The sequence below is a fragment of the Neptuniibacter sp. QD37_6 genome (assembly GCF_047778085.1).
In the GTDB taxonomy this organism is placed as follows: Bacteria; Pseudomonadota; Gammaproteobacteria; order Pseudomonadales; family Balneatricaceae; genus Neptuniibacter.
Genome location: NZ_CP180550.1, coordinates 1,916,484 through 1,934,153, shown reverse-complemented (window position 1 = coordinate 1,934,153; position 17,670 = coordinate 1,916,484). Strand labels below are relative to the sequence as shown.

General features: G+C 44.1%; 16 protein-coding genes. 13 read left to right on the top strand and 3 right to left on the bottom strand.

Annotated features, from left to right (window positions below; all coding sequences use genetic code 11):
• The 8 genes from ACMXYO_RS09230 to sthA all read left to right on the top strand — a co-directional run bounded on the left by ACMXYO_RS09230 (position 1) and on the right by sthA (position 7,288).
• Positions 1–1,212: an NADH:ubiquinone reductase (Na(+)-transporting) subunit B gene (locus tag ACMXYO_RS09230; RefSeq protein WP_415884849.1), complete on the top strand. Its 1,212-nt coding sequence runs from the start codon at positions 1–3 to the stop codon at positions 1,210–1,212.
• Positions 1,199–1,975, top strand: a complete 777-nt coding sequence (locus ACMXYO_RS09225) for a Na(+)-translocating NADH-quinone reductase subunit C (RefSeq protein WP_415884848.1) — start codon at positions 1,199–1,201, stop codon at positions 1,973–1,975. Before ACMXYO_RS09230 ends, ACMXYO_RS09225 begins: the two co-directional genes overlap by 14 nt.
• 3 nt (positions 1,976–1,978) lie before the next feature.
• A complete protein-coding gene (locus tag ACMXYO_RS09220) occupies positions 1,979–2,638 on the top strand; it encodes an NADH:ubiquinone reductase (Na(+)-transporting) subunit D (protein WP_415884509.1) in 660 nt (219 codons plus the stop codon).
• Complete coding sequence (gene nqrE, locus ACMXYO_RS09215; protein ID WP_415884510.1) at positions 2,638–3,246, top strand: NADH:ubiquinone reductase (Na(+)-transporting) subunit E; 609 nt, start codon at positions 2,638–2,640, stop codon at positions 3,244–3,246. Before ACMXYO_RS09220 ends, nqrE begins: the two co-directional genes overlap by 1 nt.
• Before the next feature lie 33 nt (positions 3,247–3,279).
• Complete coding sequence (gene nqrF, locus ACMXYO_RS09210; protein ID WP_415884511.1) at positions 3,280–4,506, top strand: NADH:ubiquinone reductase (Na(+)-transporting) subunit F; 1,227 nt, start codon at positions 3,280–3,282, stop codon at positions 4,504–4,506.
• 7 nt (positions 4,507–4,513) lie between these two features.
• Positions 4,514–5,548 (top strand): FAD:protein FMN transferase, encoded by a 1,035-nt coding sequence (locus tag ACMXYO_RS09205; protein WP_415884847.1) that lies wholly within the window; start codon positions 4,514–4,516, stop codon positions 5,546–5,548.
• 9 nt (positions 5,549–5,557) lie between these two features.
• Positions 5,558–5,797 carry a (Na+)-NQR maturation NqrM gene (gene nqrM, locus ACMXYO_RS09200; RefSeq protein ID WP_415884513.1) on the top strand — a complete coding sequence of 80 codons (240 nt, stop codon included), beginning with the start codon at positions 5,558–5,560 and terminating at the stop codon, positions 5,795–5,797.
• A gap of 87 nt (positions 5,798–5,884) precedes the next feature.
• Positions 5,885–7,288, top strand: a complete 1,404-nt coding sequence (sthA, locus tag ACMXYO_RS09195) for a Si-specific NAD(P)(+) transhydrogenase (RefSeq protein ID WP_415884846.1) — start codon at positions 5,885–5,887, stop codon at positions 7,286–7,288.
• A gap of 312 nt (positions 7,289–7,600) precedes the next feature.
• On the opposite strand, the gene ACMXYO_RS09190 is transcribed toward sthA, so the two are convergent.
• Both ACMXYO_RS09190 and ACMXYO_RS09185 read right to left on the bottom strand, forming a co-directional pair.
• The gene (locus ACMXYO_RS09190; protein ID WP_415884845.1) at positions 7,601–7,804 is read right to left on the bottom strand and encodes a hypothetical protein; all 204 of its coding nucleotides are present in this window, start codon (positions 7,802–7,804) and stop codon (positions 7,601–7,603) included.
• Between the two features lie 332 nt (positions 7,805–8,136).
• A complete protein-coding gene (locus ACMXYO_RS09185; protein WP_415884844.1) occupies positions 8,137–10,365 on the bottom strand; it encodes an NADP-dependent isocitrate dehydrogenase in 2,229 nt (742 codons plus the stop codon).
• A gap of 372 nt (positions 10,366–10,737) precedes the next feature.
• Between ACMXYO_RS09185 and ACMXYO_RS09180 the strand changes: the two genes are divergently transcribed.
• Both ACMXYO_RS09180 and ACMXYO_RS09175 read left to right on the top strand, forming a co-directional pair.
• Positions 10,738–10,926 carry an oxidoreductase-like domain-containing protein gene (locus tag ACMXYO_RS09180; protein ID WP_415884843.1) on the top strand — a complete coding sequence of 63 codons (189 nt, stop codon included), beginning with the start codon at positions 10,738–10,740 and terminating at the stop codon, positions 10,924–10,926.
• Between the two features lie 14 nt (positions 10,927–10,940).
• Positions 10,941–11,102 carry a hypothetical protein gene (locus ACMXYO_RS09175; protein WP_415884518.1) on the top strand — a complete coding sequence of 54 codons (162 nt, stop codon included), beginning with the start codon at positions 10,941–10,943 and terminating at the stop codon, positions 11,100–11,102.
• An 81-nt stretch (positions 11,103–11,183) separates the two neighbouring features.
• Here ACMXYO_RS09175 and rne read toward each other — a convergent pair whose 3' ends face one another.
• Positions 11,184–13,934, bottom strand: coding sequence for a ribonuclease E (gene rne, locus ACMXYO_RS09170; RefSeq protein WP_415884842.1), 2,751 nt, complete (start codon positions 13,932–13,934; stop codon positions 11,184–11,186).
• A 505-nt stretch (positions 13,935–14,439) separates the two neighbouring features.
• Here rne and rluC point away from each other — a divergent pair.
• The 3 genes from rluC to cysB all read left to right on the top strand — a co-directional run bounded on the left by rluC (position 14,440) and on the right by cysB (position 17,603).
• A complete protein-coding gene (rluC, locus tag ACMXYO_RS09165) occupies positions 14,440–15,408 on the top strand; it encodes a 23S rRNA pseudouridine(955/2504/2580) synthase RluC (RefSeq protein ID WP_415884841.1) in 969 nt (322 codons plus the stop codon).
• Between the two features lie 10 nt (positions 15,409–15,418).
• The gene (locus tag ACMXYO_RS09160) at positions 15,419–16,519 is read left to right on the top strand and encodes a DNA-binding protein (protein WP_415884840.1); all 1,101 of its coding nucleotides are present in this window, start codon (positions 15,419–15,421) and stop codon (positions 16,517–16,519) included.
• A 109-nt stretch (positions 16,520–16,628) separates the two neighbouring features.
• The gene (cysB, locus tag ACMXYO_RS09155; protein ID WP_415884839.1) at positions 16,629–17,603 is read left to right on the top strand and encodes an HTH-type transcriptional regulator CysB; all 975 of its coding nucleotides are present in this window, start codon (positions 16,629–16,631) and stop codon (positions 17,601–17,603) included.
• Positions 17,604–17,670: the final 67 nt, after the last annotated feature.

The following is a 17,670-nucleotide window of genomic DNA, read 5'->3' as shown; positions in this document are numbered from 1 at the left end:
ATGAGCTTGAGAAATATTCTTGATAAAATGGAGCCGCATTTCCACAAAGGCGGCAAGTATGAAAATTGGTATGCGCTTTACGAAGCTGCAGATACTATTTTCTACACTCCGGGTTATGTAACTAAAACAGCAGCTCACGTACGCGACGCAGTCGACCTGAAGCGTATGATGATCTTGGTGTGGATGTGTACATTCCCAGCAATTTTCTTCGGTATGTACAACGTTGGTTTGCAGGCAAATACTGCAATGGAAACGATGGGCATCACCGAGCCAACATCTTGGCAAGCAGCACTAGCTGGCGCTATTTCGGGTTTTAATCCTGATAGTGTGTGGGACAACATCATTCTTGGTGCTGCCTACTGGCTACCAATCTACATCGTTACCTTTGTAGTGGGTGGTTTCTGGGAAGTATTGTTTGCAATGAAACGTGGGCACGAAGTAAACGAAGGTTTCTTCGTAACTTCTGTTCTTTTTGCTTTGATTCTTCCTCCAAGCATTCCGCTATGGCAGGTTGCTCTAGGTATCAGTTTTGGTGTTGTAATTGGTAAAGAAGTATTCGGTGGTACCGGTAAAAACTTCCTTAACCCTGCTTTAACTGGTCGTGCATTCCTGTTCTTTGCTTACCCAGCGCAGATGTCTGGTGACGCAATCTGGACTGCAGTTGATGGCTTCTCTGGTGCTACAGCGCTTAGCCTTGCTGCATCTGGCGGTGTTGATGCAATTCTTGCGCAGAACATCACGTGGTTCGATGCATTCATCGGTACTATTCAAGGTTCTGTAGGTGAAGTATCTACACTAGCGATTGCTGCAGGTGGTCTAGTACTGCTTATTGCTAAAGTTGCTGCATGGCGCATCGTCGCTGGTGTCTTCTTGGGCATGGTTGCAACTTCTACGCTATTTAACCTGATCGGCTCTGAAACAAACCCTATGTTTGGTCTGCCATTCTACTGGCACCTGGTATTGGGTGGTTTTGCCTTTGGTATGTTCTTCATGGCGACAGACCCTGTGTCCGCATCCATGACAAACAAAGGTAAGTGGTACTTCGGAGCTTTGGTTGGTGTAATGGTTGTATTGATCCGTGTGGTTAACCCAGCATTCCCAGAAGGTATGATGCTGGCGATCCTATTTGCGAACTTGTTCGCACCGTTGATCGACAACTTTGTTGTTCAGGCAAACATCAAACGGAGGTTGGCGCGCAATGTCAGCAAGTAATGACACTATCGGTAAGACTATTACCGTTACAGTTCTTTTATGTGTTGTCTGCTCGGTAATCGTATCTGCGGCTGCTGTACTGCTTAAACCTAAGCAGGTAGCAAACAAGGATCAAGACCGTAAGAGCAACATTCTTACTGCAGCTGGTATCTCTGATGCTAATAAATCAGTAGATGAGTTGTTCGCTCAGATCACTACTAAGTACGTTGATCTAGAGACTGGCAAATTCACTACAGACGTTCCAGCTAAATACGATGCTAAGAAAGCAGCTAAAGACCCTCAGTTGGGTAAAGTGCTGACTAAAGATGTAGATATCGCTTCTATTAAGTATCAGGCTAAGGTTATGCCTGTATACCTAGTAGAAAAAGATGGTCAGATTGAGAAATTGATCTTGCCGGTACACGGCTACGGTCTGTGGTCTACACTTTACGGATTCTTGGCGCTAGAAGGTGACTTGAATACAGTTGTTGGTTTTGGTTTCTACTCTCATGCTGAGACTCCTGGTCTAGGTGGTGAGGTCGATAACCCGAACTGGAAAGCGCTATGGCCAGGTAAAGAAATTTACCCTGCAGGTTCTATGGAACCAGCGATTGGCTTAATCAAGGGCACTGTAGATTCGTCTAACCCTAAAGCTAAGTATCAGATCGATGGCCTAGCGGGTGCGACGTTGACTGCAAACGGTGTTACGAACTTAGTTCAGTTCTGGATGGGTTCAAACGGTTATGCACCGTTCTTGGCTAACCTGAAAGCAGGGGGGGCGTAAGCGATGTCACAAGCTAAAGAAGTACTGAGTACTCCAGTATTTAAGAACAACCCAATCGGTCTTCAGATCCTTGGTGTATGTTCTGCATTGGCGGTTACCTCTAACCTAAATACTGCCCTAGTAATGACTATGGCAGTAATTGCGGTAACAGCATTCTCGAACTTGTTTGTATCGATTATCCGTAATCACATTCCAAGCAGTGTTCGAATCATCTGTCAGATGACTATCATCGCGTCATTGGTAATCGTTGTTGACCAGATTCTTAAAGCCTTTGCTTACGATGTATCTAAGCAGCTTTCTGTATTCGTAGGTCTGATCATTACTAACTGTATCGTAATGGGTCGTGCTGAAGCCTTCGCTATGAAGAACCCTCCAGGTATCTCCTTCATGGATGGTATCGGTAACGGTCTAGGTTACGGTGTGGTTCTAATCTTCGTAGGTTTCCTACGTGAGCTATTCGGCGCAGGTAAATTGTTTGGCTACGAAGTTCTGCCTCTAGTAAACGATGGCGGCTGGTACTTGGCGAACGGTATGATGCTGTTGCCACCAAGTGCATTCTTCATCATTGGTATGTTCATCTGGTTGACTCGTACTTTCTACAAAGATCAAGTAGAAGCTCCAGAGTTTGAGCTAGCTAAAAATACTAAGAAGGAGGCTGTGTAATGGAACAGTTAATCAGCCTTGCCGTTAAGGCGATTTTCGTTGAGAACATGGCGCTAGCATTCTTCCTAGGGATGTGTACTTTCTTGGCGATTTCCAAGAAGGTTCAGACGTCTCTAGGTTTGGGTATTGCTGTAGTCGTTGTGTTGGCAATCACAACACCTGTAAACAACCTAATTTTCAACTTGCTTCTTCGTGAAGGCGCGCTTGCATGGGCAGGTTACCCTGAAGTTGATTTGAGCTTCCTTGGTTACATCTCTTACATTGGTGTAATCGCGGCAATGGTACAGATCCTTGAGATGTTCTTGGATAAATACGTACCAGCTCTATACAACTCTCTAGGTGTATTCCTGCCTTTGATCACAGTTAACTGTGCAATCATGGGTGCGGCACTATTCATGGTAGAGCGTGACTACACGTTCGGTGAGTCAGTGGTTTACGGTGTAAGTGCAGGTATCGGTTGGGCGCTAGCTATTACAGCGCTTGCTGGTATCCGTGAAAAACTTAAATACAGCGACGTACCAGAAGGTCTACGTGGTCTGGGCATTACCTTCATCACTGTTGGTTTGATGTCTCTAGGCTTCATGTCTTTCTCTGGTGTATCTCTTTAATGCCAACATGGTCGACAAAGGAAGGATTAGCCAATGAATGCTGAAATCGTTCTAGGTGTTGTCATGTTTACTGCAGTGGTGCTTGCACTAGTAGCAGTAATTTTGGCAGCTCGCTCTAAACTAGTAAGTTCTGGTGACGTTACGATTAACATCAATAACGATCCAGAAAAATCAATCACAGTACCTGCTGGCGGTAAACTGCTACAGACACTAGCTGATTCGGGCATATTCATCCCGTCTGCTTGTGGTGGCGGTGGTACTTGCGCACAGTGTAAATGTGAAGTTCACGCGGGTGGTGGTTCTATGCTACCAACTGAAGAATCTCACTTTACAATGCGTGAAGCTAAAGAAGGCTGGCGTCTATCTTGTCAGGTAGCTGTTAAGCAGGACATGGACATCGAACTTGAAGAAGAGATCTTCGGTGTTCAGAAGTGGGAATGTACTGTTGAATCTAACCCTAACGTTGCTACGTTCATCAAAGAGCTGACTCTACGTCTGCCTGAAGGTGAGAATGTAGACTTCCGTGCAGGTGGTTATGTTCAGCTTGAATGCCCACCTCACGTTGTTAACTACAAAGATTTTGTGATACAGGAAGAGTATCGTGGTGATTGGGATCAGTTCAACATGTGGCAGTATGTGTCTACTGTAACTGAGCCAACTATCCGTGCTTACTCTATGGCGAACTACCCAGAAGAGCGTGGTGTTGTTAAATTTAACATCCGTATCGCGTCTCCACCTCCGGGTACTGATCACCCACCGGGTATCATGTCTTCTTACGTATTCAACCTTGTTGAAGGTGATAAGATCACTGTTTACGGACCATTTGGTGAATTCTTCGCGACTGATAACGACAGCGAAATGGTATTCATTGGTGGTGGTGCTGGTATGGCGCCAATGCGTTCACACATCTTTGACCAGCTTAAGCGTTTGAACTCTACACGTAAGATCTCGTTCTGGTACGGTGCACGTTCTTTGCGTGAATCGTTCTACAACGAAGAGTACGATATGCTTCAGGATGAGAATGATAACTTTAAGTGGCACTTAGCGTTGTCTGACCCTCAGCCAGAAGATAACTGGGATGGTATGACTGGCTTCATCCATAACGTATTGTATGAAAACTATCTAAAGGACCATGAAGCGCCTGAAGATTGTGAGTACTACATGTGTGGACCGCCAATGATGAACTCCGCTGTAATCCAGATGCTTCTAGATTTGGGTGTAGAGCGTGAGAATATCTTCCTTGATGACTTCGGTGGTTAAGTAAGATATGTTTGTCAAAAGACAAGCCTACAAATGGCCGGCAGCTCAGCTGCTGGCCATTTTGTTTTTATTGGCTTTGTTATCGGCCTGTAAGGAAAAACCTCCTGAGGTTAAATCTCATCAAGGTTTAACAATGGGGACGACTTATACGGTCAAGTGGATTCCTATTCAGAATCAACCTGCTATCAATCCAGCAGTTTTCAATCAGGCTTTGCTAGAAGTAAATCAAGCGATGTCGACCTACATTGATGATTCCGAACTTTCTCTTATCAATAATCTTCCTGCGGGTAGCTCTGTTGAGCTCTCTAATGATCTAGCATTCCTTTTGTCCAAATCCATCGATATAAGTGCTCTTTCTTCAGGTGCGTTTGATGTAACTGTAGGGCCACTTGTAAATTTGTGGGGCTTTGGGCCGGATGGGCGTATAATTAAGGCGCCATCCCAGCTTGAGATTAAGCAGGTTCAGCAAGAGATCGGTTATAACTATTTGGAACTTAATGGCAAAACGCTAACCAAAGAGAAGGCTGGTTATATTGACCTATCAGCGATTGCTAAAGGATACGGTGTAGATGTGCTTGCGACTTTACTAGAGGAGCGGGGCGTCGAAAGCTATCTTGTTGAAATTGGTGGTGAGTTGCGCGCTAAAGGGTTAAAGCCTGATGGTAGTGAATGGAAGATTGCTATTGAGTCTCCGACAGCGGGATTTGATCGCTCGGTGCAACGAATTATTGCAGTGAAAGATGTAGGTATAGCTACGTCGGGAGATTACCGAAACTATTTTGAAGAGAATGGTGTTCGTTTTTCTCATACAATAGATACGTCGACTGGCAGTCCGATTACCCATAGATTAGCATCTGTTACGGTGCTGATGCCGAGTTGTGCCGAGGCTGATGCCTATGCCACAGCGATGATGGTTATGGGCGAAGAGAGGGCGCAAGCATTTGCGCTTGAGAACGGTATCGAAGCATTTTTTATCATTAAGGCCGAGAGTGGATTTGTTGAGAAAATGACTCCTGGTTTTAAACAATATCTTGTTCAATAGGTTTTAATTATGAGCACAATTATCTTATCTTTTGTCATCTTGTTATGTGTCATAGTCGCCATGTCTGTTGGCGTGATTTTGGGACGTAAGCCTATTAGTGGTTCATGTGGTGGTTTGGCTAATGTTGGTATTGAAGGTAAGTGCAGCATCTGCGGTGATGACCCTCAAAAATGCGAAGAAGAACAAGATAGACAGGCTAAAGAAGAAGCATCTGCAGATCTAAGTTACGAAGTTAAATCTAAAGAATAATTGAGAGCTGCGTAACTAAGAGTAAGCTGTTCTTAATAAAAAGATCAGCTGAAACAATAAGATATAATTATAAGATAGGGGTAAATGATGGCGGTATATGACTATGATGTCATTGTGATAGGTTCTGGTCCTGCTGGTGAAGGTGCAGCAATGAACGCCGCGAAAAAAGGGCGTCGTGTAGCTGTTATCGAAGAGCAGGAGGCCGTAGGTGGTAACTGTACGCATAAAGGTACAATCCCATCTAAGGCCCTACGCCACTCTGTAAAACAGATCATAGAATTTAACACTAACCCTATGTTCCGTGATATCGGTGAACCACGTTGGTTCTCCTTTCCTAAGGTCTTAAAGCGTGCAGAGAAAGTTATGTCCAGCCAAGTAATGCTGCGTACCAACTTCTATGCGCGTAACCGTATTGATGTTTTCTTCGGTGTAGCTGAATTTGAAGACAAAAATACAATTATTGTACGTGGTACCTCTAAGGGTGATGAGACGCTGCGTGCTAAGAACGTTGTAATTGCAACAGGTTCGCGTCCTTATACGCCAGCTGATATCGATTTTAACCATCCTCGTATCTACAACTCTGATACGGTTCTCAAGCTAAGTCACACTCCTCGCACATTGATCATCTATGGTGCTGGGGTTATCGGTTCTGAGTACGCTTCGATTTTCAGTGGCTTGGGCGTAAAAGTTGATTTAGTTGATAGTCAGACTCGTCTACTGTCTTTCTTGGATGCTGAGATCTCTGATTCATTGAGCTATCACCTTCGTAACAATGCTGTGAAGATTCGCCATAATGAAACTTATGAAAGTGTTGTTGCTGATGAGCGTGGTGTTACGCTTACGCTTCAGTCTGGTAAGAAGATTCGCGCAGATGCTTTCCTGTGGTGTAATGGCCGTAGCGGTAACACTGAGACGCTTAAGTTAGAAAACATCGGCCTAGAGGCTAATAGCCGTGGCCAGCTAGAAGTTGATGATCATTACCGTACATCTTGTGAAGGTATCTATGCTGCGGGTGACGTTGTAGGGTGGCCAAGCCTTGCTTCTGCAGCACTTGATCAGGGGCGTGCAGCTGCTGCAGATATGTTGTCTGCTGAAGACTTCCGTTATATCAATGAGGTACCTACTGGTATCTACACAATTCCAGAAATTAGCTCTGTAGGTAAAACTGAAGAAGAGCTAACAAAAGAATGTGTGCCTTATGAAGTGGGACAGGCTTTCTTTAAAGATACTGCGCGTGCACAGATCTATGGCCAGCCGGTTGGCATGCTTAAGATTCTATTCAATCGCGATACCTTAGAAATTCTAGGTATTCATTGCTTTGGTGAGCATGCCTCAGAGATCGTTCATATCGGTCAGGCTATTATGGCTCAGGAAGGCGAAGCAAATACGCTTAAGTATTTCATCAATACTACGTTTAACTATCCAACAATGGCTGAGGCTTACAGAGTTGCGGCTATTGCGGGCTTAAACCGTATTGCGAATCTTTCATAAGCATTCTACATCAGTTCAAAAAAGCACGCTTTTGCGTGCTTTTTTATTGTCTGCAGTAACTACCGCCTTATTGAAATGTTCTAAAAACAAGGATTGTGAAACTAGTAAGTCTTTCCCGAAATAAACTCCAAGAGGTTTGTTGCGATTGAGTGCGGATCTAACTTTTTCTTTATGCCCAAACTCATCGATCAAGCTATTCATGACCTGATCGTTTGCTAGGATTGCATCAACTCATCCACTAAGAAGGAAGGAAAGCAGCTTTTGATTATCTTGTGGCGGGTTATTTATGGTTTGAAAGTCATTTTGTAAAAGTCACTTTTGCATATTGGCCCCTAAGAAGCTGGTAACTACGCCTCTCTGCTTAAAGTCGTCTGCCGATGGATCAAGTGTGTTGTTTTTCAGCAAATACCAAGTCCACTTCTGTTCGGCAATAATTTCTGACATAACCGCGTGTCTGTCACGATCTTTATTATGAGATGCTGCAAAAAAGCCATCAACTGCCTTATGTCTTGCCATGCTTTGTGCGCGCTTCCAGGGCGTAATAATTATTTCTAATGAATAGCCTGGTAATTTATTTATGGTGCATTTGACGACTTCTACAGCCGTGCCAGTGATTATTTTGTCTTGTATGTAGCTATAAGGTGGGAGCTGATGTGTAGTCAGTCTAATGTTGTCTGCTATAGCAATCTGAGGTGCTATAAAGAAGCATGCTAATGAGCATCGTTTGAATAGGTTTCTAATTGGGCTACCGAACTGATGTTAACTATTTACCCATGAGTATAGTAACGGCAGTTCTATATAATAAAAAACCCGGCTTGAAGCCGGGTTTTTAGTTAGCGGGTAGCTAATTATTTGGTTGCTGCTGCAAGTGCTGCATTTAGTGTAGCGCTTGGGCGCATAACTTTTTTAACCAGTTCGCGTTTAGCGTGGTAGTAACCGTCAAGTTCAGCTGGAGAGCCTTGGCACTCGGCAAGCTCAGAGATGATCTGATCTTCTTGGCTTGTTAGAGTTTCAGCAAGCTCTCTAAAGTCTGCTGCAAGTTCTGGATCTTCAGTTTGAGCGGCTACTTCTTGTGCCCAGAATAGGCCTAGGTAGAAGTGGCTGCCACGGTTATCTAGCTCACCAGTCTTACGAGAAGGCGATTTGTTCTCTTCTAGTAGTCGGCCTGTAGCTGCATCTAGTGTCTTAGAAAGTACGGCAGCGCGTTTGTTGCCCTGCTTGATGCCTAGATCTTCAAGAGACACAGCTAGTGCTAGGAATTCACCTAGGGAGTCCCAGCGTAGGTGGTTCTCTTCTTCAACCTGTTGTACGTGCTTAGGAGCAGAACCGCCTGCGCCAGTTTCGTACATGCCGCCACCTTTAAGCATTGGTACAATGGATAGCATTTTCGCAGATGTACCAAGCTCAATGATTGGGAATAGGTCAGTAAGGTAGTCACGTAGTACGTTACCAGTAACGGAGATAGTGTCTTTGCCGCGAACCATGCGATCCATAGTGAAACGAATAGCTTGGCTGTAAGATTTAACGTAAATCTCTAGGCCGTCAGTGTCGTGATCTTTCAGGTATTCGTTAACTTTCTTAGTTAATTCAAGATCGTGTGCACGTTCTTGATCTAGCCAGAAGATGGCAGGGGTATCGGACTGACGAGCACGAGTAACAGCTAGTTTAACCCAGTCACGGATTGGCTCGTCTTTAGTTTGGCATGCGCGCCAGATATCGCCTTTCTCAACTTCGTGTTCCATTAGAACAGTGCCATCCGCAGCTACTACACGCATTGTGCCTGCTTCAGTTTCGAAAGTTTTGTCGTGAGAACCGTATTCTTCTGCTTTCTTAGCCATCAAGCCAACGTTTGGCACTGTACCAATTTTAGTTGGGTCGAAAGCGCCGTTTGTTTTACAGAAGTTGATCATGTCTTGGTAAATGCGTGCGTAAGTACGCTCTGGCATTACCGCTTTAGTATCTTTCGGACGACCATCAGGGCCCCACATTTTGCCGCCATTACGAATCATTGCTGGCATAGATGCGTCAACGATTACGTCGGAAGGAACGTGTAGGTTAGTGATTCCTTTTACAGAATCAACCATCGCCATTTCTGGACGATGCTCGTGGCAAGCGTGGATCGCTTCTTCAATCTCTTCACGCTTAGAGCGTGGTAGATCAGCGATCTTATCGTATACGCTACCAATACCATTATTTGGGTTTACGCCAAGTTCTTCGAAGAAGTCACCGTACTCATCGAATAGCTCTTTGTAGAATACAGTTACAGCGTGACCGAAAACGATAGGGTGGGAAACCTTCATCATCGTAGCTTTAACGTGTAGTGACCACATAACGCCAGTTTCTTGAGCATCTTGCAGAGTCTCTTCAAAGAATTCACGTAGGGCCTTGCAGCTCATGCGCATGCTGTCGAAGATTTCACCTTTTTCTAGGCTAACTTCTTTTTTAACTTCAACGTTGCCAGCTGGATCTACGAATTCGATACGAACTATGCCGGCTTCTTCCATAGTTAGGGATTGTTCGCTAGAGAAGAAGTCTCCGTCGCGCATGTAATCGGCGTGTGTGCGAGAAGCCTTACTCCATTTACCCATTGAGTGTGGGAATTTTCTAGCAAAAGCTTTTACTGCACCTGGTGCACGACGGTCAGAGTTACCTTCACGTAAGACTGGGTTTACTGCAGAACCAAGGATTTTTGAGTAGCGCTGTTGTGCGTCTACATCTTCATCCGTCTTTGGGTCTTCTGGATAATCAGGGATATCGTAGCCCTGGCCTTGAAGCTCAGTGATGCATGCTTTTAGCTGAGGGATTGAAGCACTGATATTTGGAAGCTTGATGATGTTTGCTTCCGGATCTTGAGTTAGTTCGCCTAGAAACTTTAGGCCATCTTCAACACGCTGTTCTGCAGTAAGCTTCTCAGGGAAGGCGGACAGTACGCGCCCAGCTAAAGAGATATCTGTGATTTTTACGTCGATGTCTGCTGCAGAAGTGAAAGCTCTTACGATTGGCAGAAGTGAACATGTCGCCAAGGATGGTGCTTCGTCGGTTAGGGTGTAATAGATGGTTTGTTTTTTTGTAGTCATTGTAATCCCCAAAGTTTTATGGCAGTGCGGCCAAGGGTTTAAATCAAGGTGGCTTGTGGCCGCCTTTCTCCACTATTTTTAAACCCGATGGTTGTAATTTAGTGACAGAATTATACTGAAATTAGACGCTGAGTCATACGTCTGGCCTATGTACTTATGGCTAATGTTGTTGTGTTTTTACAACTTTTTTTTAATTTTGCGCTTGTTGCAGTGCAAAAAAGAGCTAACTCGTTAGTTTTTTGTAGTTCGACTACTATTTATAGCTTACTTTTGTTGCAGTTTTTGTGTTGAGTGTTTGTGTGATACTTTAGGTTTAATTGCAATTTCAATAGGTGTTTTCTTTTGTAGAATGAACTTGTGAGTGAGGTTTATATGAGTTCGAAAGAAAAGCCAGTTCCCCCTGGGGACTTTGAGTGTTGCGAAAGTGGGTGTTATCAATGTGTCTGGGACGTCTATTTTGATGAGCTGGATCAGTGGAAAGCTGAGCAAAAACCTAAACAACCAAATGAAGCTCAAGACTCTTACGAAAAACGTGGAACTGAGTCACAAGACAGACGCTAAGCGGTGGGTGATTTATGTCAGGTAAAGTTGTTAGTTTGGATGCTTCTAGAGAGAAGGCAAAACACAAGAAAAAAGAAGAAAAGTTAGAATCTATACAGAAAAGATTCGAAAAGGCTTTACCCTCAAAAGAAACTGATTCAAAGAAGAAGTTGCTGGATATTTTTAAGAAGAAGTAATTTTGTATTAATTGCTTGGTGGGTCTTTATATCAGGCAAAGAAAAAGGGGCTAAGTAGCCCCTTTTTTATTTGTATCTAAATTATTTCTCAGTTGACTCTGATTCTACGTTTTGGCGTTTGCGAACTTCACGGGGATCGTTTGGTGCGCGACGAGTACGACGTTTGCGAACAGGTCTTTCATTGGCTTCTGGCTCTGCTGTTGCGGCTACAGTTTCAGTGGCTTCTGCAGTTTTTGTTGCTTCTGCAGTTTCAGTCGCTTCTGTAGTTTCAGTCGCTTCTGTAGTTTCAGTCGCTTCTGTCGTTTCAGTCGCTTCTGTCGTTTCAGTCGCTTCTGTAGTTTCAGTTGCTTCTGCAGTTTCAGTTGCTTCTGCAGTTTCAGTTGCTTCTGCAGTTTCAGTCGCCTCTGTAGTTTCAGTAGCTTCTGTAGTTTCAGTTGCTTCTGTAGTTTCAGTCACTTCTGTAGTTTCGGTAGCTTCTACAGTTTCAGTTGCTTCTGCAGTTTCAGTTGCTTCTGAAGTTTCATTTGCTTCTACAGTTTCAGTCGCTTCCGTAGTTTTTTCTGTCGCTTCTGCAGTTTCAGTTGGCGTTGTTTCAACTGTTGCTTCAGATGCTTTGGCTTCAGAGCTTTCGCTTACCGTATTTGTGGTTTCTGTATCTTCGCTAGTAGCTTCAGCAGCTGATGCTGTTTCTTTAGTTTCAACTTCCGTAGCTACGTTATTAGTGCGTTTAGCAGAGCGTTCAGTGGTGCGACGACGACGGCCACGGCGACGTGGATTGCGTGGTGCTTCTTCTTGCTCTTCAGTGTTCTGAGAGTCTGTGTTGCTCAGATCCTGTTTGCTTTTGGAATCTACCTGTTCGTTCTCGCCTTTACGTTTGCGGCGACGACGCTTTGGCTTATCTTCGTTTTGGTTTAGAGGCTGATCAGGCTCTGGTTGTACGGTAATGATCTCATCGTTCTGCTTAGGAGTACGCTTACGATCATTGTCACGACGGCGACGCTTGCGGCCTGAATCAGTGCGTTCATTACGCTTACGTTTAGGGCGTGAAGTGTTTTTGTCTTCGCTTTGCTGTTCTTTTTCTTCTGTGGTTTCAGAGCTGCTGCCACCAAAGAGGCTCTTGAACATGCCAACTACACGGCTGCCAAGGGACGCATTGTTCTTAACTGGTACTGGGGTAGGTGTAGCTGCTTTAGGTGTTTCTGTAGCGGCTTCTGGTGCAGGAGTTTTAGGGGCAACGCTGCGCACAGCTGCTTGTTCGCGAGGAGCGCTAGCTTGAGAGGTCGCAGCGGCTTCCAGTGACTCGGCTTCTTCTGGCTCTGGCTGCATTGTGTAGCTTGCATCATTTGTTGTCGCAACGGTGTGATCGTCACGTAAACGAACAACTTCGTAGTGCGGTGTTTCCATGTTCGGGTTAGGAACAATAACAACACGAACATCTTGGCGAAGTTCAATATCATGAACCGCATGACGTTTTTCGTTGAGTAGGTATGTTGCTACACTAACCGGCAAAATTGCACGGATTTGAGCTGTACGGTCCTTACCAGATTCTTCTTCGATAAGGCGAAGAATGGATAGAGCAAGAGACTCCGTATCACGGATAGTGCCTTGGCCGTTACAGCGAGGACATACAACGCCGCGTGTTTCTGCAAGAGAAGGGCGTAAGCGTTGACGAGACATCTCAAGTAGGCCGAAGCGAGAGATTCGTCCCATTTGTACGCGAGCGCGATCAAGTTTTAGGGCATCTCTCAGGCGATTTTCTACTTCACGCTGGTTCTTGATTGGTGTCATGTCGATGAAATCGATAACAACCAAACCGCCGATATCACGCAGACGTAATTGGCGTGCGATTTCGTCAGCTGCTTCAAGGTTGGTGTGAAGTGCTGTCTCTTCGATATCACCGCCACGTGTTGCTCGGGCAGAGTTGATGTCGATTGATACCAGGGCTTCAGTTGGATCGATTACAATTGAGCCGCCAGAAGGAAGTGTTACTTCGCGCTGGAATGCAGTTTCAATCTGCGTCTCAATCTGGAAGCGATTGAACAATGGTGTTTGTTCTGAGTAATGCTTAATTTTGTTTTCGTAAGTGGGCATTACCTGCTTAACGAAGTTTTTAGCATCTTCGAAAACTTGCGGGTCGTCGATTAAGACTTCGCCGATATCTGAGCGTAGGTAATCTCGAACGGCACGGATTACTACGTTGCTTTCCTGATAGATTAGGAATGGAGCAGGCTTTTCTTCAGAGGCTTGCTTAATAGCAGTCCATAGTGTTTGAAGGTATTCAAAGTCCCACTGAAGCTCTTCGCTTGTGCGGCCAACACCTGCTGTACGAACGATAATGCCCATCTGTTTAGGAACATTTACGCCGGAAAGTGCTTCTTTTAATTGTGTGCGTTCTTCGCCTTCGATGCGGCGGGAGATGCCGCCTGCACGAGGGTTGTTTGGCATAAGCACAAGGTAGCGACCAGCAAGGCTAATGAAGGTGGTTAGTGCTGCACCTTTATTGCCGCGCTCTTCTTTATCAACCTGAACAATAACTTCAGTGCCTTCTTTCAGCACTTCTTTAATGTTTGGGCGTGAGCCACGAGTAGGTGGCTTGATAAAGTATTCGCGAGAAATTTCTTTAAGCGGTAGGAAGCCGTGGCGTTCAGCACCGTAATCTACGAATGCAGCTTCTAGGCTTGGCTCGATGCGGGTGATTTTGCCTTTATAAATATTGGCTTTTTTCTGTTCTCTTGAGCCGGATTCAATATCCAGATCATATAAGCGCTGGCCATCAACCAGCGCTACGCGCAACTCTTCAGGTTGAGTTGCGTTGATTAGCATTCTTTTCATGACGTTCTCTTAATAGAACGCTTTTCGCCAAGCCAGAGTGCCCAGAGGGTACCCGTCTTTTGGACTCACATGCAGTATATAAGGCATTTACCCGATCAATTATGTTTCGGGCGGCTATAATAGCCAAGCCTGCAGCAATATGGTGCGCAGGGATTAAAGCCATCTAATCTGATGGTAATTTTTATTGATACGCAATCGGCGTATCAATCGTCCACGGTAGAGGAATCAGTAGCCTATTTCTTCTTCTAGCTAATTGTTGCTGCTTTATAAAAGCAGGTTCCTGGCTAAAGTACGTCCCTACCTCCAACCGGTCATACTCGGCTGGGTGAAAAGCTTTTTAATTAAATTCTTTGTTGCTGACGGCATCTACAGCGTATTTAACTGTGATATTTGGTCTGTATTACGGCACCTGTGAAAAAAGATAAAGCCAACAGACTGCAGCAGCGCTAGAATATAGCAGCTATCAACTAGTGCATCAATTCGGTAATCGGTTTTCATATCAAATATGTCACAGCAAAACAGTCAAGAAGCAAGCAAGGTTCGTTTCGTAGAAATAACTGAAAATAATGATGGGCAGAGGATCGATAATTTTTTAATCACTGCTCTTAAAGGCGCACCTAAAAGCCTTGTTTACCGAATCCTTCGAAAAGGCGAGGTTAGAGTAAATAAAAAACGCGTAAAGCCGGAGTATCGTCTAAAGCTAAATGACTTAGTTCGAATCCCGCCTGTACGTTTAGCCGATAAGAAAGAGCCTGCTAAAGTTAGTGATCAGCTCAGTGAGAAACTAGAGGCCTCTATTCTTTACGAAGATAACGACATTATTGTGGTAAATAAGCCTTCTGGTATCGCTGTGCATGGAGGCAGTGGTATTAGTTTAGGTTTGATTGAGTCGTTTCGTCAGATGCGCCCTCAGTGCAAGTTTCTAGAATTAGTCCATCGCTTAGATCGCGATACATCAGGTTGTATCATGATGGCTAAAAAGCGTAGTGCGCTTAAATTAATGCATGAATCTTTGCAGAAAAGCACTATCACTAAAATATATCACGCGTTAGTCATTGGCAGTTGGAATGAGCGAAAGCGCAAAATTGATGCGCCTTTACGTAAGAACGAACTTAAATCTGGCGAACGTGTTGTCAAAGTTGCAGCAGACGGTAAGGCTTCGTTAACTGAATACAAAGTCCTTGAGCGTTTTGGTCGCCAAGCTACCTTGGTTGAGGCTAGACCGATTACCGGTCGTACACACCAAATTAGAGTTCACTGCCAATTTGCTGGCCATCCTATTGTTGGGGATGAAAAGTACACGCCAGATGAAGATAATGCTGCAATGCGAGAGCATGGATTTAAACGCCTGTTTCTTCATGCAGCAGAATTACGTTTTCCATTACCTTCTGGTGGGCGAAAGATAGTCAAAGCACCATTAGATATGCAGTTACAAAAAGCCGTAAAACGTTTTAAAAGTATTAATAGTAAGTAGGTTTCTCTGAATGAGTGATATGGAATTAAAAGATAAAACTTATGCAACTGCCGATCGCTTATTAATGGCGGGTGTTCAGCCAACATTATCAGTTGTTGCAGAGTCTCTTGGTCACCAACCAGCAGAGATTGAAGGGTATTTTGATAGTTGGTGGGAGTTGGTGCCAGAAAGGTTATCTGTTTCCGCATCGTCTATCGTTGTTCCGGACGTACCGGAAGTTTTGGGGCAAGCGTTTGCGCGTGTATGGCAACAAGCAGTTCAGGAAGCGAGTAGTAAGTTTGTTGAGGATAAGCATCGGCAGGAAATTGGTATTGATGTCGTTCGTCGTGAGGCAGATGAATCCCTACAAGCGTCTCGGGGTCAGTTATTAGAATTAGAAGAAAAGTTGCGAAACCAAATTAGCCGAAATGAAGAGATTCACTCTCAGATTAAAGGGCTAGAAGCTGAGATAGAGGTTTTGAAATCTAACTTAATGGCGGAAACATCTCAGCGTAAGCAAGAAGAGCAGGCCAAATCTAACGTTGAACAAGAGCTTACTCATCTACGAAAAACTCACGATGACAGTAAACGAACATTTGATCAGCGTATTAAAGATGAGCAAAGACATACGCTTGATGCGGTAAGTAAAGCCGATGCTGACGTTCGTTATTACCGTGGCGCATTAGAAAAGTTGCGTGATGAAGTGGGTAAAAAGGAATCGGCTTTAACTAAGTCCATTCATGATTTACAAGCTGAACTAGCGCGTAAAGATGTAAAACATGATACGCAGAAAACACAAATAAAAAGCCTCGAAGACGAACTCAAAAAGATCAAGCATGATAGTAGTGGCCAGAATAGAGATCTATCTAAAATCAATACTCAGCTTCTATCTGAAACAAATAAAAACAAGCGGTTAGAAAGCAAAATTAAAGAGCTTGATGAAGAATTAAGAAAGGCTCGCCAGAAACAAGTGGCTATTGCTAATGAGCAATCTCGTCGAGAATCTAGTGTCAGAAATCAATACAATGACAAGGAAAAAGAGCTGATCAAAGCGCTAGCTAAGATATCTAGTTTAGAGAAAAAAATCATAACTCAAGATGAAGAGATTAGGCGTTTAAACAGCCGTCTATAATTCTTATAACTTAGATGCATTAGGATAGAATTTATTCTAAACTGTTATATTAGAGTTGTTTTTTATTACTAAACAATTACATGTCTACTGAGTTTATCTGGAGTGTTTGATGAAATTGCAGCAGCTACGTTATATCTGGGAAGTTGCAAGACATGACCTTAATGTCTCTGCCACAGCTCAAAGCCTATATACATCACAGCCAGGCATCAGTAAGCAAATCAGATTGCTCGAAGATGAGTTAGGGGTTGAGGTGTTTGCCCGTAGTGGTAAGCATCTTACCCGTGTAACACCAGCAGGTCAGGCTATTCTGTCTGTTGCAGGAGAAATTCTGCAGAAAGTTGAAAGTATCAAGCAGGTAGCGCAAGAATTTAGTGATGAGCGCAAGGGAAGTTTGGATGTTGCTACCACCCATACTCAGGCCCGGTACGCACTACCACCTACGATTACTGGTTTTATGAAGGAGTATCCTGAGGTATCGCTTCATATGCATCAGGGTACACCAATGCAGATCTCAGAAATGGCTGCAGATGGTTCTGTAGATTTTGCGATTGCTACAGAAGCAATGGCGCATTTCAGTGATTTGATCATGATGCCTTGTTATCGTTGGAACCGTTCTGTAGTTGTTCCTAAAGATCATCCGTTGACGCAAGTTTCTAAGTTAACGCTGGCTGATTTGGCTGAACAACCGATCGTTACATACGTATTTGGTTTTACTGGCCGCTCTAAATTAGATGAGGCTTTCATTAAAGAAGGGTTAGAACCGAAGGTTGTCTTCACGGCCGTGGATTCTGATGTCATTAAAACTTATGTTCGTCTTGGCTTGGGTGTGGGTATTATCGCCTCAATGGCTTTTGATGAGCGTCAAGATAGTGATTTGGTTCGTTTAGATGCCAGTCACCTGTTTGAACCGAGCACCACTAAGATCGGTTTCCGCAAGGGAACTTTTTTACGTGGTTATATGTATGATTTTATTCAGCGTTTTGCACCACATCTAACACCTGATGTCGTTAGACAAGTACAGGAATGTAGTAATAAAAATGAGATTGATGAACTTCTATCTCATTATGATTTGCCTGATTTGTGATATTCGATCGCTCCCTCATCTATATGTTTAAGCCTGCACAGCAGGCTTTTTTCATTTTTAGCTTCTA